A 16,288-nucleotide genomic window follows, 5' to 3' on the forward strand; every position below is an offset into this window, starting at 1 on the left:
GCGGCACGCCTGTCGGCGGGGGTCGGCGCGGCAACCGCCCCCGCCGGCGGTCCTCACCGGACCGCGGGCGCCGGCATGCTCCTGCGGACGGGCTGCACGCCCGCCCTGGGCGTGAACGGCAGCACCGTGAAGTTCCGCGTCGTGCAGGCCACCCGGCTGAACATGCCGTCCTGGCCCGCCACGTACAGCCGGCCGACGCCCAGCTCCACCAGTGAGCCGACCACGGCCGGCCAGCGTACCGGGCGGACGAACCCGTCGAGCAGCATCTCCCGCACTGCGGCACCGGTGGTCGCCACCCGGCCGTCCTGGTCCGCCACGACCGGGAGCACCGGGTCGGCGAAGGTCAGCCCGTCGAAGATCTCCTCGTCCACCCGGTCACGCAGCGCCCCGAAGGCCTGCGAGTGCATCGGCGGCTTCATGGTGTACAGGTTCATGCCGCCCACCGCGCGCACCCGCTCGGTGAGCCACTCGACCTCCTTCTCCGACAGGGTCACCATGAAGAAGTCCTCGTCGACGTAGCAGGAGACGTCGTGCCACACGCCCCGGTCGTCGAGCTCGCCCAGCAATTGCGTCAGCTGCTCCCGAGGGACCCGCACGAAGGAGTGCGTCACCAGGTCCGGGTGCTCGCGGGTGAAGTACTCGTCCATGCAGGCCGCCAGCCGCGAGGTCATCAGCACTGCGTCCGGGAGGCTCAGCACGCCCGCGTACACCGCCGCGGCCCGCCCTCCGAAGCTCGGGCCGACGACGTACCGCGGCGCGCTCTCCACCCGCTCCCGGCTCCACTGCGCCAGCGCCACGCAGTTCACCACGAAGGCGATCTGGGCGTACGGCGAGTAGTCGCCCTCGGCCTGCCGGTACCGGTCGACCAGCGAGTAGCCGAGGGCCTCGTCCGCGACGGCCACCAGCCTGCGCGCGACCGGGTTGACCAGCATGAACCTGGCCACGTCCGTGAAGGCGGTGGGTCCCATGCCGGGGAAGAGGATCGCAGCGTCCGGTCGTTCTTGCGTCTCCATGCCTACGTCCTCGCTCAGGGCTCGTCCGACGATTCCCGCCACGCGCGACGCCGGACAGGCCCGGTACGGCGACGGTTGCCCGGCCGCGAGGGCCGCACCGACCCCGTTCGGGCGTCAGAATCCCCTCTCCGCGTCACCGGAGGCACCCCTAGCGGCCCCTACCAGGCTCTCGCCGCGCCGAGACCCCACCGGCCGGGAACCAGCAGGTGGGCACCCGGCGACGGACCCCCGGGCCCGGAGGGCCGCCGCCCGGCAAGCCCTCAGCTCGACTCGGAACGAGTCGCCCGCGAGCACCAGGTCACTGTCACCGGGCCATTGCCGGGCAATCCCACCCGCCGGCACCGAAAGAACGAGGGCTTCGCCCGGGACGACTTCCACATCGACTTCGACCGCCAACCGAGATCCCCGACGGAGTCAAGCTCAGGAGAGGTCGCTGAAGCCGGCCGGGAGATCGTTGCGGCTGTTCACCCCGAGCTTGCGGAAGACCCGCGTCAGATGCTGCTCCACGGTGCTCACCGTGATGTAGAGCCGGCGGCTGATCTCCTGGTTGGTGTGGCCCAGTGCCGCGAGCTCCGCCACCCGGCGCTGGGCGTCGCTGAGCATCGGCGGCTCCGCGGGCTCCGCGGGCTCCGCGCGGCGGACCCGCCTGGCCGGCAGCGCGGCACTCACCCGGAGGTCCGGGGGAACCAGCCGTGCCGGCACCGCACCCGAGTTGCACGCCTTGGTCTCCTGGGCCGCCCGGCGCGCCAGCATCCGCGCCCGGGTCAACTCGTCGAGTTCCTGGTACACCTGGCCCAGGTCCTCCAGTGCCCTGGCCAGCTCCAGCCGGTCGCCGGCGCTCTCCAGGCACGACACCGCATGGGCCAGCAGGGCCGATCGCCGGCTGAAGTCACTGCTCGCCCCCAGCACCCGCAGCGAGATCCCCTTGGTGCGCTCGTCCATCGTCCGGGCCTGTTCCATCTGCCGTTTGACCAGGTCGTACGCCACTCTCGTCCGGCCCAGGCGCAGATTCGCCTCGGCCAGGCTGCTGCGCCACGGCACCAGTGAGGCCACGTCGAGGTCCCAGTCCTGCATCAGCCGTCCGCAGCGCTGGAAGTCGCTGATCGCCGCGAGCACCCGGTCCGTCGCCAGGTAGTAGTGGCCACGGGCGTGCAGGTAGCGCAGGCCGTGGACGGTGTCGAACATCGCCTCGGGGACTCCCTGTTGGAGCGCCTCGGCGGCGGCGTCGTACCGGCCCATCGCCGTGTACGCGGTGACCAGAGTCGACAGCGGGCACCCGATCAGCACCCCCCAGCTCTGCCCGGACAGCAGCCCGAGCACCTCCTCGGCACGGCCCGCGGCGACCGTGATCCTGCCCTGTCTCAGCGACACCCTGGCCCGCAGCGAGCCCAGCAGCATCTGCCAGGTCACCGCGCGACGGCGCTGAGCCTCCTCGATCAGCTGGTCGCACCAGTCGAGGGCCTCCGTCAGCTTGCCGCCCGCCATCAGCACCTGGACCGCGGAGGCGAGTAACTCCAGCGTGGAGTCCTCCAAGTGGCAGTTCTGCAGCACCTGTTCGGCGCTGCCGGTGGCGGCGCCGGACGCCCGCTGGTTCCACACCGCGGCCAGCTCGTTCGCCGCCTGGCCCCACGGCTCGCCGCCGGCCGCCGACACCGATCCCAGGGTCTGGAAGCGGTCGCGGTCGGAGCCGTAGTGCCACTGGTGGGCCAGTCGCACCTCCGCGTACAGCTGCCCGTCCTCCAGGGCGGAGGAGTCGGACAGCGCCCGTAGGACGGCGGTGACGCCCTCGGTGTCCCCGTTCCAGAGTGCGCACCGTACGACGGCCAGCGTGTCGCGCCCGTGCAGGACGCCCTCCTGCACCGCGGACTGCAGCGGCGGGAGGTACGGGGCCGCCACGGACGGGTTCAGCCGCCAGGCGGTCCTGGCCAGGGCGGCGGTGACGGCCAGCACCGTCGCGCTGTCGTCGGCTGCGCGCAGGGCCGTCTCCAGGCACTGGATCGCCAGCGGCACGTCGTCCTCGACGACGGCCTGCTCGGCCGCGGTCCGCAGCACCGGCAGCATCCAGCTCTCGGCGGTCCGGTCGGCGGCGATGATCTGGCGGGCTACCTCCACGGCCGCCACACCACGCTGGTACAGCAGTTCCGCCGCCCGGCCGTGTACGGCGGAGCGCTCCTCGGGGGAGAGCGTGTCCAGGACGGCGGTCTCCGCGGTCGGATGCCGGAACCGACCGCCCAGCAGCAGGCCCGCCCTGCACAGTGTGTGCATGACCCGCTCGGCGGCCTCGGGGCGGACCTCCATCAGACGTCCGATTGACTCCGGTTCACCCCGGTTGCCCAGGACGGCGATGCCCTGCGCGACCTGGAGCACCAGCGGCTCCCAGCGGTGCAGGCAGGCCGCGACGGCCTCGGCGAAGGCGAAGCCCATCGTCGGCGACCAGGTGTCGCCGCGCTCGGCCCGGCTCGCCCGCGGCGCCAGCGCCGCGCCGCGCTCGTCCTCGATCAGCGCCTTCACCAGCAGCGGGTTCCCGCCGGTGAGGTCGTGCCAGGAGGTGGCGAGTTCGGCGGAGACGTGCGGGCCGAGTGAGCGGGTGATCATCTCGGTGGTCGCGCCGCCGGTCAGCGGCCCCAGCCGGATCAGATGGTGGGGCCGCCCGGCCAGCTCGGCCCGGAGCGGCGGCAGGGGCGGTTGCGGCCAGTCCCACTCGGTGAGCACCATCACCACTTGTACGGACCCCATCCGGCGCAGCAGGTGGAGCAGCAGCCGCAGGGAGACCGAGTCGGCGAAGTGGACGTCGTCGACCAGGATCACCAGCGGGCGGGTCCGGGCGAGCTCCAGCAGTGCTCTGCTTGCCTCGTGCACCAGCAACGCGCCGGGCTGCTGGATGGTTCTGGAGCCGGCGGGCCCGTCCGGCTCGGCGAGCATGGCCGAGGTGATCATCCGTCGGATCCGCTCGGTGAGTTCGGCGGGCAGCCCGGGGCTCTGGAAGAGCTGGTCGATCAGCCCGGCCGGCAGATCACTCTCGGTCCGGGAGCCGGTGGCGGTCAGTATCAGTGCGCCGGAGGCGGCCACCCACTGCGCGAAGTCGCACAGCACGCTGGTCTTACCGCAGGCCAGACTGCCCTGGATCAGGGCGAGTTGGCCGCCGCCGCCCTCCGTGCTGGCGGCCAGGACCTCCTTCAGCAACCCCAGCGCGCTTGAGGAATCGACGTCTCTCACGACATGCCCCCGTTGATGTGTGTGATGGGAGAGGATCTTCAGGGTGTGCGGAACCGGCGGCCCGGCCCCGGACGGGCCGCCGGTGGCACGGGTTCGGGCGGCGGGCGTGCCGCAACCCCGCGGCGGGGCGTGGCTGCGCCGGCTCGTTGGGGCGCGTGCATCGCGGGTGGCAGCCACCAGGGTGGCCTGCGCAGGCGGATGCCAGGTATCCGGACGGGAAACGGGGAGCGGGGGAACAGAGCGGGTGCCGGGTGACCGGCGGGGCAGGCCCTGCCGCGTGGTCGCCGGGGCGCGGCGGCGGTTCGGGAGCGGGATCGTTCTCAAATGCCGCGGATTCCCGACGGCTCGGCGGAGGAGGGGCAGAGGGTCGGCGCGATGGCCGTGGCGGGCCCGGCCGGCGGTCGGGCGGAGGACTGGGAGGGGGCCGCGGGCCGGGCTGTCCCGGCCGGTGTGTCGCGCCTTGAGGTGGTGCTGTCCAAGAGATCCCCCCGATGGCGAACGCCGACACCGCACAATGCGCATCGCGTCCCGGAGACCGGTCCCGGTACTGGGAAGCGCGCGTTCATGATGTCCTTGCGGACTCTATGCGAGTAGATGCTAAGGGGTGAATTCGCGATGTCAATCCTGCCTATTCGACGGGTGCCCGGGATCGGTGGTGGATTAGATGAAGGCCTGGGCGAACTATGGCGGTGCGATTGCACCGTGACTCCATTCGAGGGCCCCACGCGTGCCCCTCCCGCGTACGCCGGCGCACGTCACGGGCCGGGAGTGCGCCCTGGACCGCCGTCCGGTGACAGCGGGGTCGGCCTGGCCGAACCGCCCAACTCCCGCGACTGTGAGGGGCAGTGGTGGGATCCGGCGTCGGCGGATCCGCCCGCCCGTGGCCGCAGCCGCCGGGTGGTCCAGTACCCGGTCCGGTGCCGGGCGGCCCCGGGCGTCCGGGGGGAATTCCCCGCTCGCATCGGCGTTCTGAGAATGTTGTCTCACTTCTCGGTGGCGGGAATGGGCGGCTTTGTTCGGCCGACGTGGCTGAATGCGGGCGCCCGACGGTACCGGTCGATCTCGACGCCGGTGCTCCGCGGACCGTCAGCTGCGCCGCGAGGGCACACAGGTAGGCGGTGCAGGATCCGAAGCGGGGTGTCTCGACGGGGGGAGTTGTGGGGTGACCGGCGTTGCTTGCCGCCCACCGGCGCGGGGGGTTCGCGGCCGGTGGCCCGGTTGGAAGTGACCTGGGCGAGACGTTCCCGGAGTCGGCCGGTGATGGTGCCGGGGGTGGCGGTGATCGAGGCAGTGCCGTGGCGGCGGTACTCGAACTCGTGTCGGGCTGCGTCCTTGAGCCCCCCAGTCGCGTTCGGCGAACTGCCCACGCCACTTGCGGACGGTGTTCCCGCGCACGGCCAGGGTGAAGACGATCGCCTCGTTGCCCGTCAGCAGCGGCTGGCGCGATCCGGGCCCGGAGTACCTGCCGGGCCAGTGCTTTCGCCGAGGCCGCGACCCGCAGCAGCATCTCTCGCGACTCGGCGTCCAGTTCCACGACCACCGGCGTACCCCGGCCCGATCCCCGACTTGAACACCTCTTGCATGGGTAGCGCAGGCACAGACCGGACGTCAGCCGGAGAACTGGCGCGGGCTGCGGTCCGGGGGACACGTCGGGGTAGGGCGGTGTCCCCGCCCACCGCGTTTCGCCGCCCAGTACGGCGGTCCGCGCCGTCCCCGAGCTGACGGTGGAACTCGTCAGGACCGACCTTCGCGGAATTCGGCACCTGTGGTGTCAAGGGCACCCTGGACAACAGCCGAAGCCTCTACCTGCCCTGGCGAAGGCCGGCGCCTTGTGGGCGTCGGGCTCTCCCCGGACCACGTCGAGATCGCCGAGCGGTGGCCGCGAGCAGAACGCCTCGGCCTCGCCCATGGCATCACCTGGTCCGACGGCATCCGGGTCCCTGGCCACCGGACGGCGATCGAACGGTTCACCACCTGGCTCGACGCCTGGCTCCCGTACGAGCGCGGCGGCCTGCGGTGGCCGGAGGCCGGGATCCCCGCCGGTCGCACCCGCCAGAAGATCCCGCTGCGCCCGTCCTGGTGCTACAGCACCGGGGAATCGCCCACGCCCGGCCGGCAGAACGCGCTCCGCTGACCTGCCTCACCGACGACCGGAATCGGGCCAGGCCGGCCGAAGACAGCCTGGCATCACCCGAACGGACAGCGATGCGCCCCACCAACGCCGTCGAAGGGCCGCTCCGCGAACCCCGAAGGGCTCGCCATCGTGGGCGGTGCTGCCAGAGCTGGTGTTTCGGCGACAGCGCACTAACATGAGCAACCCTCGTGTTTTTGTGATCTCATCGATCGCCATCGTGAGCAGGGAGTCAGACCATGCCGAACCGACTCGATCTCCCGTCCGACTTCCGCTGGGGCGTGTCCACCGCCGCCTACCAGATCGAGGGAGCGGTGGACGAGGACGGGCGCGGCCCGTCCGTCTGGGACGTGTTCGCTGCCCGCCCGGGTGCCGTCCACGACGGCCATACCGGGGCGGTGGCCTGCGATCACTACCACCGCTACGCCGAGGACATCGCCCTGATGCAGGGCCTCGGCCTGGACGGCTACCGCTTCTCCATCGCCTGGCCCCGCATCCAGCCCACCGGCGCCGGTCCGGCCAACCCGGCCGGGCTCGACTTCTACGACCGCCTCGTGGACGCCCTGTCGGCGGCCGGGATCACGCCGCTGCCCACTCTCTTCCACTGGGACCTCCCGCAGGCCCTGGAGGACAAGGGCGGTTGGCTCGCCCGCGACACCGCATACCGCTTCGCCGAGTACGCCGCCCTGGCCGCCGACCGACTCGGCGACCGCGTGCCCGCCTGGATCACCCTCAATGAGCCCTTCGTGCACATGGTCTACGGTTACGCCCTGGGCATCCACGCCCCCGGCCGGGCCCTGATGCTCGACGCCCTGCCCGCCGCCCACCACCAGATGCTCGGCCACGGCCTGGCCGCCGCCGTGCTGCGCGAGCGCGGCCTGGACGTGATGATCGCGAACAACCTCACTCCGGTCCGCCCGGCGAGTCCTTCGGAAGCCGACCAGGCTGCCGCGGCGGCCTACGACGCCCTGCACAACCGGCTGTTCACCGACCCGCTGCTCCTCGGCCGCTACCCCGACCTGTCGGCCTTCGGCCTCGGCGACGACCTCGGCGGCTGCGTCCGCCCCGGAGACCTGGACCTCATCGCCGGCCCCGGCCTCGACGCCCTCGGCGTCAACTACTACAACCCCACCCGCATCGCCGCCCCCACCGACCCCGGCCTGCCCTTCAGCGAAGCCCCGATCGACGGCGTCCCCCGCACCGCCTTCGACTGGCCCGTCGTCCCCGACGGCCTGCGTGAACTCCTCGTGGGCCTGCGCGACCGCTACGGCGCCGCCCTCCCGCCCATCACCATCACCGAGAACGGCTGCTCCGTCGCCGACGAACCCGCCCCCGACGGCACCGTCCCCGACCCCGACCGGATCGCCTACCTCGCGGGCCACCTGGACGCCCTCGCCGCAGCCGTCGCCGAAGGCGTCGACGTGCGCGGCTACTACGCCTGGTCCCTCCTCGACAACTACGAGTGGGCCGCGGGGTTCAGTCAAAGATTTGGCCTTGTCCATGTCGACTTCGACACGCAGAAGCGCACCCTCAAGGCGTCGTACGCCTGGTACCGAGACCTGATCGCCGCCCACCGGGCACGGAGTGAGAGGCAGGTCACGCGTTGTTCCTCGGCGGGACGGTAGACGGGAATTCCGGCCGCGCCAAATAGCCGTGCCAACGGATCTGGCAGGCTGTGTGGCGGAAGGCGGGGGACTTGCGAATGGTGTTGGACTCGCGAGTTCCGCGACTGCTCCGACCTCCGGGCCCGCGGCGAGCGCCAGCGCCACGTCCGGCGGCAGATCGGGGCAGGTGGCCGGCTTCTCCCGGTGCTCCACGGGACCGGCGGCGAGCAGGCGCGCCCACTGCGGCCGGTCGGCGCGATCTTCGAGCAGGGCGAGCGCGGCGCGCGGTCGTACGGCGGGGCCGACGTCGTCGGCGCTGAGGCGGCCCGCGTACGCGAGCCGCAGCGGGCCTCCTCGTGGCGGGCGGCCAGCGTCGTCACCTGCGGCACGGCCGAGGTCCGGGCGGCCGGCCAGGACCTCGGCGAGGTCGGCGTCCGCCACCGCGATCAGCCGGTCGACCAGCACCCGGCAGTGGCCCGGGCACGTGCCGGCGGACAGCCCGGCACCATCGCGAGACCGACCAGGTCCTCACCGCCGCCATCGACGGCATCCGCGTCGGTGCCACCAGCCTCCTGTCCATCGTCACCGGCGACCGTGACCGCAGCCGGAACGACATCACCGCCGCCGAACGCAGTCTCTTCGACCGGACCCTCACCGGTGACACCCGCCGCCACCTCGCCTCCCGGATCCGCCAGGCCGGTGAGCTCGTCGAGCGGATGAACGGTCACCTCGAAGGGTCCGCACCGCCTCGCGGGTGGCCGTTCGCCCGGTGTGGCAGATCCACCCCGACCTGCCGGCCGGCACCCGGACAGCCCGTGAACTCCTGCTCAAGGACCCGGCCCGGATCACCGAGGCCGACGGCGAGGCCCTGCACGCCTTCTTCCGGGGCCGCATCGAGGAGGCCAAGGCCCGCAAAACCGCGGCGACATGGGAGGAACAGCTCGCCGAGGTCCTCGACTACACGGCCTGGCACCAGTTCGTCGTCAAGCTGGACCGGGCCAACGGCTCCGGATGGCAACTGCTCACCAAGAAGCTTCACGGCGCGCTCTCGGGAGGTGAGAAGGCCATCGCCCTCCATCTGCCGCTGTTCGCCGCCGTGGCCGCCCACTACGAGGCGGTGCCGGAGTCCCCGCGGCTGATCCTGCTCGACGAGGTCTTCGTCGGCGTCGACACCGTCAACCGCGGACAGGTCTTCGGCCTCCTCGCCGCGCTCGATCTCGATCTGGTGCTCACCTCCGACCATGAGTGGTGCACCTACCGCGAACATGACGGACCGCACCTCTCTGGATCTCCCCGAACTCCGCCCCCTCTGGTCGGCCGTCCACGACCGCCTCTCGACCGGCCGTCCCGTCAGCCGGGTGCGGTCCGGACCGTTCGACGAGGCCGGCCGGGAGGCGTTGGCGGACCTCCTCGGACTCGACCGGCTCCCCGGCGCCGAACCGACGGTCCTCCTCGCCGGACTCGACGGCGCCGTCCTGGACGTCTGCGGCCGGCCTGTCCGGGACGTGGTCGTCGCCATCCTCGGCCCGCTCCACGACCGGGCCGCCGAGCGTGAACTCGTGGCCGGCCGACGCGAAGCCCTCTGGGGGTGGCTGACCGGCCATGAAGTGGTCACCGCCCAGCCCGTTCTCATGGACTGGGTCGGCCACCCACGGGCCAACGGCCTCGTCGACGGATCACCCGACCGCACCCGCGACCTCCTGACTGCCGCTCTGACCGTCCTCGCCGCGCTCCCGGCCGGCGGCGAGCCACTCCCGGTCCTCGCCGCCCGCCTCCTCGACGGTGACTCCCACGCCCTCGATGACGGGACCCGGCTGTCCTCCCTCGTCCTACGCGCCCTGGCGGTGCCGTACGACACCGACATGCCGGACGCCGCCGAAGGACGACGTGCCCTCTGGAGTCGCGCCGGCGTGGCCGACGACGAACTGTCCGCCGGTGTGCTCGCGATCGGTCTCCGCCCCCAGGGGGAAAGCCCGGTTGCCCGGATCTCCCGCATCTGCGCCGGAGTCGGCCACCCCGTCAGCCTCACCCTCGCCCAACTCCGCACACCCGGTCACTTCACCGGTCCCGCGGGGCCGGTCCACGTCACCGAGAACCCCAGCGTGCTGACCCTGGCTCTACGGCAATTCGGCCATCGCTGCCCTCCCCTCGTCTGCACGTCCGGCCGGCCCAACACCGCCGTGATCCGCGGGCCGAGGGATACCATCAGCGCTTCGGCCTCGTCCACGTCGACTTCGAGACGCAGCGGCGCACGCCGAAGGCGATACTCCCTGTTCCGGTGCCTACAGCCGGCGGAACAGGGAGCTCAGTGTTTCGATCTCCTGCGCGGAGAGTTTGTCGGTGAGGTGGCGGCGTACCGCGGTGTCCAGGCCGGGCTGTACGGCGGTGATGGCCGCGCGTCCGGTGTCGGTGAGGGTGACGGTGACACCGCCGGCGCGTTCGCGGGTGACGAGTCCGCGCTTGCCCATGCGGGTGAGCTGGTGGGAGATGCGCGTGCGGTCCCAGCCGAGTGACGCGGCGAGCTCGCTCTGGCGCAGGCTGCCTCCCGCCTTGTTGAGGTTGGCGAGGATCGTCAGGTCCGGTTCGGACAGGCCCGCCGCCTCGGCGGTGTCCGCGATCACGCGGGCCCGGACGACCTCGTGGGCGCGCTTGAAGGCGCTCCAGAAATCGACGGGCTCGTACGCGACATCGGTCGTGGCCTCGTCCGGCGCGGCGGTCTCCCCATTTCGTGTTGACATATCAACGTGCCTTTTCTTAGTGTTGAGATGTCAACGCTAACAGGTGGCTGCGTCCTCGGCAGCCCCCTGCCGGCCGTGTCCACCCTTCCCGCCCCGCAGGAGGCACCGTGCAAACCCGACCCCTCGGAACCGGCGGCCCGCAGGTCCCCGTTCTCGCCCTGGGCTGCGCCGGCATGTCCGACCACTCCGCCCCCGCCGACGAGGCCGACGCCATCGCCACGATCCACGCGGCCCTCGACGCCGGCGTCACCCTCCTCGACACCGCCGATTTCTACGGCATGGGCCACAACGAGGACCTCATCCGCCGCGCCCTGCGCGCCGGCGATCGCGAAATGGCGCTGCTGAGCGTCAAGTTCGGCGGTCTGCGCGGCCCCGACGGATCCTTCGTCGGCATCGAGGGCCGCCCCGCCCACGTGAAGAACGCGCTCGCCTACTCGCTGCGCCGCCTCGACACCGGCCACGTCGACATCTACCGCTCCGCCCGCCTCGACCCCGACACCCCGATCGAGGACACGATCGGAGCCGTCTCCGAGCTGGTCCAGGCCGGATACGTGCGGCACATCGGGCTCTCCGAGGTGGGGCCCGAGACCATCCGCCGTGCCCACGCCGTGCACCCGATCTGCGATGTGCAGATCGAATACTCCCTGTTCAGCCGTGATCCCGAGGCCAACGGCATCCTGGCCACCTGCCGCGAGCTGGGGATCGGCGTCACCGCCTACGGGATCCTCGCCCACGGCCTGCTCACCGGCACCTACCGGCAGCCCGCCGGAGGCGACCCGCGCGCCCACTGGCTGCCCCGCTTCCACCCCGACAACCTCGTCACGAACCTCGCCCTCGTCGAACGGCTGCGGCCGCTCGCCGACGCGCACGGCATCAGCGTCGCGCAGCTCGCCACCGCCTGGGTCATCGCCCGGAACCGTGAGCGCGGCACCATCGTGGCCGTCCTGGGCACCCGCCGGCCGCACCGCGTCGCCGAGGCCCTGGCCGCGGCCGACGTCGCCCTGAGCGACGCAGACCTCCGCGCGATCGACGCGGCCGTCCCGGCCGATGCGGTGGCCGGAACCCGCTACGCCGCACCCCTCATGGCTCTGCTGGACAGTGAGCTCGGCCCGAATCCGGCTGCAAACGTGCAGAACTGACGGAACATCACCGTATCCGTCACACCCGTCTGCGGCATCACCCGCCGACCCGCACAGTCCGATCCCCACACTCCGATCCCGCGTCCACCGGTCGCGGATCAGAACAGGCTGCGAATCGTGAACACATCTGCGTCACTGCTCACCGGGCTGGTCCGGTCCGGGAAGCCGATCGGAGTAGGGATCATCGGGCTCGGGGCGCACGGCAGCTGGGCCGAGCGCTCTCACCTGCCGGCCCTGCGCGCGGTCCCGGGTTACGAGCTGAGGGCCCTGAGCACGAGTTCGAAGGAGTCGGCGGAGCGCTCCGGACAGAAGCACGGTGTCTCCCGGACCTTCGGGACGGCGGCCGAGCTGACGGCCTGCGAAGAGGTGGACCTCGTGGTCGTGGCGGTGAAGGTGCCGCACCACCGGGAGCTGGTGCAGACGGCGCTGAGCGCCGGCAAGAGCGTGCTCTGCGAGTGGCCGCTGGGCAACGGGCTGGCGGAGGCCGAGGACATGGCGCAGCAAGCGCGCAGCCGCGCTGTGCCGACCGTCGTCGGACTCCAGGCGCGGTCGCATCCGGCCCTCGCCCACGCACGGGATCTTGTGGCCGACGGCTACGTGGGGGAGGTGCTGTCCACGACGGTCGTCGGCTCCGGCGGTGCCTGGGGCGCCACCGTCGGCCCCGGCGATCACTACGTGCTCGACGCCGCCAACGGCGCGACGCTGCTGACCATCCCGTTCAGTCACACCCTCGACGGCGTCGCGTCCGTCCTGGGGGAGCCCGAGGACTTGCGGATCCGACTGGCGTCGCGGCGTACGTCGGCCGTGGACACCGACAGCGGGCAGCCCGTGCCCATGACCGCCGCGGACCAGGTGGTGGCCTCGGGGCGGCTGCCGGGCGGCGCGGTCGTCACCTTCCACTACCGCGGAGGCATCTCCCGGGGAACCAACTTCCGCTGGGAGATCAACGGCACCGAGGGCGACCTCGTCCTCACGGCCCCGGTCGGACATCTCCAGCTCAGCCCGGTCACCCTCGAAGGCGGCCGCGGAACGTCCCCCGGACTCGCTCCCCTGACGGTGCCGGAATCGTACGTTCGCGTCCCGCGACTGGACCCGCGCGCCGACGCGCCGCTCTACGCGGTCGCCCACGCCTACCAGCAGTTCCTGGACGACCTGCGCGAGGGCACCTCAGCGGTACCCGATTTCGCGCACGGCGCGGCCCGGCACCGCAGCATCGAATCCGCCGTGACGACAGCCTGACCGCAGGTGCCGGCCTCGGCGGATCGAGCGCGTCGGGGACAGGCTGTCCCGCTTGGTGCACCGGCATCGGGGACGCCCGGTCCGCGGCGCGGCCTGAGCCTGGCAGGTGAAACAGCGCGCCGGAGTACCCCCGAACCGGTCACCCGCCGGGATTCGGCAGGCCGGCTCGCCACGGCGGCGCGTACGAAGTGCGATCAATCGGACGCGAAGAGTAATGTCCGGGTCGAGAGCGGCCGCCCGTCGGGGGTGGCTGACCTGAGGCACAGGGGTATCCGATGAACGCACACGACGCCCGGGGCTCGACCCAGCTGCTGACCCGCCTGTTCGATGCCACGCCCTCCGACGCCGAACTGCAGGAGGCGCTGAAGGCGGCCCGGGAGGAGTACCGGGTGCTGCGCTGGTGGAAGCTGGGCCAGCCCGCGGTCGACGCGATCAAGGTCAAGCTCGACATCCCCCAGGAGCGGGCCGGCAGTGTGCTGACCGAGCTGGTCCAGCTGCACAGCGACAAGCTCCAGGTCACGGTCAACGCGTTCCCGTACGGCCTGCCCGCGCTCGACGGCGTCCTGGTCGACGTGACGATGGAACGCCAGGTCACCGGCTGATGGGCCCTGAGGGGGGTGCCGGTCCCACCGGGCCCGACGTCCGGGTCCTCCAGATCCACCCGACCCTGCGGTGCAACCTGCGTTGCCTGCACTGCTATTCGGCATCAGGGCCGGACCGGACGGAGGAACTGGACGTCGGGCTCGTCCGGTCGGTGCTGACCGACGCCCGGGCCGAGGGCTACAACGCGGTGGGCGTGTCCGGCGGCGAGCCACTGCTGTACGGGCCGTTGACGGCCGTCCTCGGCCACGCCAAGGGGCTGGGCATGGCGACCACCGTGACGACCAACGGCACCGTGGGTACGGAGGCACAGCTGGCCTCCCTGGGCGGGGTCGTCGACCTGCTCGCGATCAGCCTCGACGGGCTCGGCCCCGCACACAACCGGATGCGCGGTGCGCCGCGTGCGTTCGAGTCCCTCGTCCGGCGGCTGCCTGCGGTGCGAGCCACCGGGATCCCCTTCGGCTTCATCGTCACGCTGACCCTGCGCAACGCGGCGGAACTCGGCGAACTCGCCGAATTCGCCGCCGACCAGGGCGCGTCGCTGCTCCAGGTGCACCCTCTGGAGGAGACCGGCTCAGCCCGCGACCACCTCCCGGGCCAGGCGCCCGACGCCGAGGAACTGACGGTGGCCTTCCTGGAGGCGGCGCGGATCCAGCGCGAGTACGCCGGCCGGCTCATCGTTCAGTTCGATGCCGTCGACCTGGAGGCGGCCCGCGCCGAACCGGGCCGGCTCTACGCGGACGCGCCGGTGGCCGATCCGTCCGCGCGTCCGCTCGCGGACCTGGTCGGATCGATCGTGCTGGAGGCGGACGGGGTGATCGTGCCGCTCCAGTACGGATTCGGGCGGGCGTACGCGATCGCGGACGCCGTCACCGGGTTGCGGGCGGGCGCGGCCGCGTGGAAGGCCGCGACGTACCCGGAGTTCCGCGCACTCTGTGCGGACGCCTACGGCGCGCTCGTCGAGCGCGGTTCGACGGCGAGGCCCTTCATCAACTGGTACGGCGCCGTATCGGCGCTGTCCGCCTCGCACCGGGCACTGTCCCGCTGAGCGGGAGCGGGGCCGAACGCCATTTCGACGGCCGTTGGGGAAGATCAGCCGGATTGTCCCGATTGTGGCGGGGCGATGGCGGTGGTGCGGAGATTATGCGATTGAAGGCGTCCTCATGCGCTAATCTGAGTGGCCGTAGGCAATCTGACGCCTGATCAGGCACGGAAATGCGGCCGAATCTGTCCGCTCCGGATCGGCTGCAGTGCCATCTGACCTCTCAGGGGCGTGACGTGCATGGCTGACTCCACCGGCCCTACCGTGTCCGACGCCGAGTCGATAGAGATCGACCTCGGTGACGGCGCGATCGTGTACGCCGAGGTCCGCGGTCCCAGGTCCGGGCGCGACTCCGGGGACGCCGGTGCTGTCTCCGCCGTCGCACGGCACACCTTCGACGAGGTGCGCGGGACCATCCGGGCGGTCGGCCAGTGGGCCAAGGACACCGGGGCGAGCTGCGGTGACCCGTCCTCGTTCGAGGTGGAGTTCGGGCTGAAGCTCTCGGTCAAGTCGGGGCGGCTGGTCGGCGTGCTGGCCGAGGCGGGCGGGGAGGCGAGCCTGCTGGTCCGGCTCAGCTGGGACCGGGCCACTGCCGCAGCCGCAGCCACCGCCACCGCCTAGGACGGGCCGGGTGGTCACCGGGGCCGGAGCGCCGCACGACGCCGCGGTCTGGCTCAGCGATGCTGCCACGGCCTTCCTGGGCAGTGGCTTCTACGTCGGCCCGGGGCTGGTGGTGACCTGTGCCCACGTGGTGCACGGCCACTGGCCGGTCACGGTGCACGGGGTGTCCGGCACCGACGAGGCACTGTCGGCCGCCCTGTGGCCCCCGAGCCGGCCCGCCGGCGCTGCGTACTACCCCGCGCCCGACCTGGCGGTCCTGCGCACTCCCGTGCGCGAGGGGCAGCCGGTGGCCGTGCTCGCCGCGGCGGAGGCCCCGGCCGGCACCCAGCTCTCCGCCTACGGCTTCACCACGGCCACGGCCTCGGACGGTGTCCAGCCGGACAGCGCGCGGCTGACGGTGGTCGGACCGGCGGGCGCGTTCGTCCGGCTCGCGAGCGGCTGGATCCGCAAGGGGCTCAGCGGGAGCATGCTGCTCGAACCGGAGGGCGGCCGCGTGGTCGGCGTGGTCAAGGGAACCGAGGACGACCGCGACCCGGTGGGCGGGTGGATGACCCCGCTCGGCGGACTGCGGAGCGTGGTGGACCTGCCGTCCGAGCCCTCCGCAGGGCCTGCGCGCCCGACGGCCGGCCGCCAGGAGTGGGCCGACCTGCTGGACCGGATACCTGTGCTGGACGAGGAGCGGGTGCGCCACGACCTGGTCCGGCGGATCAACGACGCGCTTCCCCCCGACCGGGGGATCCGCCCGCGCGCCGACTCCCTCGCGGTGCTCCACCTGGAGCAGATCGCCGGGGCCTGCCTCGACAATCTCGACCCCTGCGCGGCCCTGGGCGCACTGGTCGGGGCGGTACGACGGCTGGCGGGCGGTCATCGGGCCGTGGGAGAGCTGACGGTCATGCTCGACGGGAGCTGCGGAGGCGGGGTCGGCCATGGGGCTTGAGGAACGAG

12 protein-coding genes and 3 pseudogenes are annotated in these 16,288 nt (G+C 72.2%); 11 read left to right on the forward strand and 4 right to left on the reverse strand.

What is annotated here, in order from left to right; all coding sequences use genetic code 11:
• Positions 1 to 53: 53 nt before the first annotated feature.
• Together ACFUK0_RS20085 and ACFUK0_RS20090 are read right to left on the reverse strand one after the other, a co-directional pair.
• Complete coding sequence (locus tag ACFUK0_RS20085) at positions 54 to 1,013, reverse strand: ACP S-malonyltransferase (protein WP_380252000.1); 960 nt, start codon at positions 1,011 to 1,013, stop codon at positions 54 to 56.
• Positions 1,014 to 1,433: 420 nt separating this feature from the next.
• Positions 1,434 to 4,229, reverse strand: a complete 2,796-nt coding sequence (locus tag ACFUK0_RS20090) for a LuxR C-terminal-related transcriptional regulator (protein WP_380252002.1) — start codon at positions 4,227 to 4,229, stop codon at positions 1,434 to 1,436.
• A gap of 1,831 nt (positions 4,230 to 6,060) precedes the next feature.
• Here ACFUK0_RS20090 and ACFUK0_RS20095 point away from each other — a divergent pair.
• On the forward strand, positions 6,061 to 6,363 hold the full coding sequence (locus ACFUK0_RS20095) for a hypothetical protein (RefSeq protein ID WP_380252004.1): 303 nt from the start codon (positions 6,061 to 6,063) through the stop codon (positions 6,361 to 6,363).
• A 236-nt stretch (positions 6,364 to 6,599) separates the two neighbouring features.
• Positions 6,600 to 7,985 (forward strand): GH1 family beta-glucosidase, encoded by a 1,386-nt coding sequence (locus ACFUK0_RS20100; RefSeq protein ID WP_380252006.1) that lies wholly within the window; start codon positions 6,600 to 6,602, stop codon positions 7,983 to 7,985.
• A 425-nt stretch (positions 7,986 to 8,410) separates the two neighbouring features.
• On the opposite strand, the gene ACFUK0_RS20105 is transcribed toward ACFUK0_RS20100, so the two are convergent.
• Complete coding sequence (locus ACFUK0_RS20105; protein WP_380252008.1) at positions 8,411 to 8,692, reverse strand: hypothetical protein; 282 nt, start codon at positions 8,690 to 8,692, stop codon at positions 8,411 to 8,413.
• 41 nt (positions 8,693 to 8,733) lie between these two features.
• Here ACFUK0_RS20105 and ACFUK0_RS20110 point away from each other — a divergent pair.
• From ACFUK0_RS20110 to ACFUK0_RS20120, 3 pseudogenes are all read left to right on the forward strand, one after another.
• Positions 8,734 to 9,111 (forward strand): annotated as a pseudogene (locus ACFUK0_RS20110) (SbcC/MukB-like Walker B domain-containing protein); the annotation flags it as partial.
• A 118-nt stretch (positions 9,112 to 9,229) separates the two neighbouring features.
• Positions 9,230 to 10,138, forward strand: a pseudogene (locus ACFUK0_RS20115) (TIGR02679 family protein); the annotation flags it as partial.
• Positions 10,139 to 10,155: 17 nt separating this feature from the next.
• Positions 10,156 to 10,227: pseudogene (locus ACFUK0_RS20120) on the forward strand (family 1 glycosylhydrolase); the annotation flags it as partial.
• A 19-nt stretch (positions 10,228 to 10,246) separates the two neighbouring features.
• On the opposite strand, the gene ACFUK0_RS20125 reads toward ACFUK0_RS20120, so the two are convergent.
• The gene (locus ACFUK0_RS20125) at positions 10,247 to 10,702 is read right to left on the reverse strand and encodes a MarR family winged helix-turn-helix transcriptional regulator (protein ID WP_380252010.1); all 456 of its coding nucleotides are present in this window, start codon (positions 10,700 to 10,702) and stop codon (positions 10,247 to 10,249) included.
• A gap of 107 nt (positions 10,703 to 10,809) precedes the next feature.
• On the opposite strand from ACFUK0_RS20125, the gene ACFUK0_RS20130 reads away from it, so the two are divergent.
• From ACFUK0_RS20130 to ACFUK0_RS20155, 6 genes are all read left to right on the forward strand, one after another.
• Positions 10,810 to 11,841, forward strand: coding sequence for an aldo/keto reductase (locus ACFUK0_RS20130; RefSeq protein WP_380252012.1), 1,032 nt, complete (start codon positions 10,810 to 10,812; stop codon positions 11,839 to 11,841).
• A gap of 117 nt (positions 11,842 to 11,958) precedes the next feature.
• Complete coding sequence (locus ACFUK0_RS20135; RefSeq protein WP_380252014.1) at positions 11,959 to 13,080, forward strand: Gfo/Idh/MocA family protein; 1,122 nt, start codon at positions 11,959 to 11,961, stop codon at positions 13,078 to 13,080.
• A gap of 275 nt (positions 13,081 to 13,355) precedes the next feature.
• On the forward strand, positions 13,356 to 13,682 hold the full coding sequence (locus tag ACFUK0_RS20140; RefSeq protein ID WP_380252016.1) for a hypothetical protein: 327 nt from the start codon (positions 13,356 to 13,358) through the stop codon (positions 13,680 to 13,682).
• Entirely contained in the window at positions 13,682 to 14,728 is a 1,047-nt protein-coding gene (locus tag ACFUK0_RS20145) for a radical SAM protein (protein ID WP_380252018.1), read from the forward strand. Before ACFUK0_RS20140 ends, ACFUK0_RS20145 begins: the two co-directional genes overlap by 1 nt.
• A 234-nt stretch (positions 14,729 to 14,962) precedes the next feature.
• Positions 14,963 to 15,343 (forward strand): CU044_2847 family protein, encoded by a 381-nt coding sequence (locus ACFUK0_RS20150; RefSeq protein ID WP_380252020.1) that lies wholly within the window; start codon positions 14,963 to 14,965, stop codon positions 15,341 to 15,343.
• Positions 15,344 to 15,353: 10 nt separating this feature from the next.
• Entirely contained in the window at positions 15,354 to 16,280 is a 927-nt protein-coding gene (locus ACFUK0_RS20155) for a trypsin-like peptidase domain-containing protein (protein WP_380252022.1), read from the forward strand.
• Positions 16,281 to 16,288 lie beyond the last annotated feature (8 nt).

It is taken from the genome of Kitasatospora sp. NPDC057223, from assembly GCF_042669755.1.
Lineage (GTDB): Bacteria > Actinomycetota > Actinomycetes > Streptomycetales > Streptomycetaceae > Kitasatospora.

Excerpts from the sequence above, each read along its gene's own strand:
- ACFUK0_RS20085 (WP_380252000.1), bottom strand. The coding sequence starts at position 1,013 with ATGGAGACGCAAGAACGACCGGACGCTGCGATCCTCTTCCCCGGCATG.
- ACFUK0_RS20100 (WP_380252006.1), top strand. The coding sequence starts at position 6,600 with ATGCCGAACCGACTCGATCTCCCGTCCGACTTCCGCTGGGGCGTGTCC.
- ACFUK0_RS20125 (WP_380252010.1), bottom strand. The coding sequence starts at position 10,702 with ATGTCAACACGAAATGGGGAGACCGCCGCGCCGGACGAGGCCACGACC.
- ACFUK0_RS20140 (WP_380252016.1), top strand. The coding sequence starts at position 13,356 with ATGAACGCACACGACGCCCGGGGCTCGACCCAGCTGCTGACCCGCCTG.
- ACFUK0_RS20145 (WP_380252018.1), top strand. The coding sequence starts at position 13,682 with ATGGGCCCTGAGGGGGGTGCCGGTCCCACCGGGCCCGACGTCCGGGTC.
- ACFUK0_RS20150 (WP_380252020.1), top strand. The coding sequence starts at position 14,963 with ATGGCTGACTCCACCGGCCCTACCGTGTCCGACGCCGAGTCGATAGAG.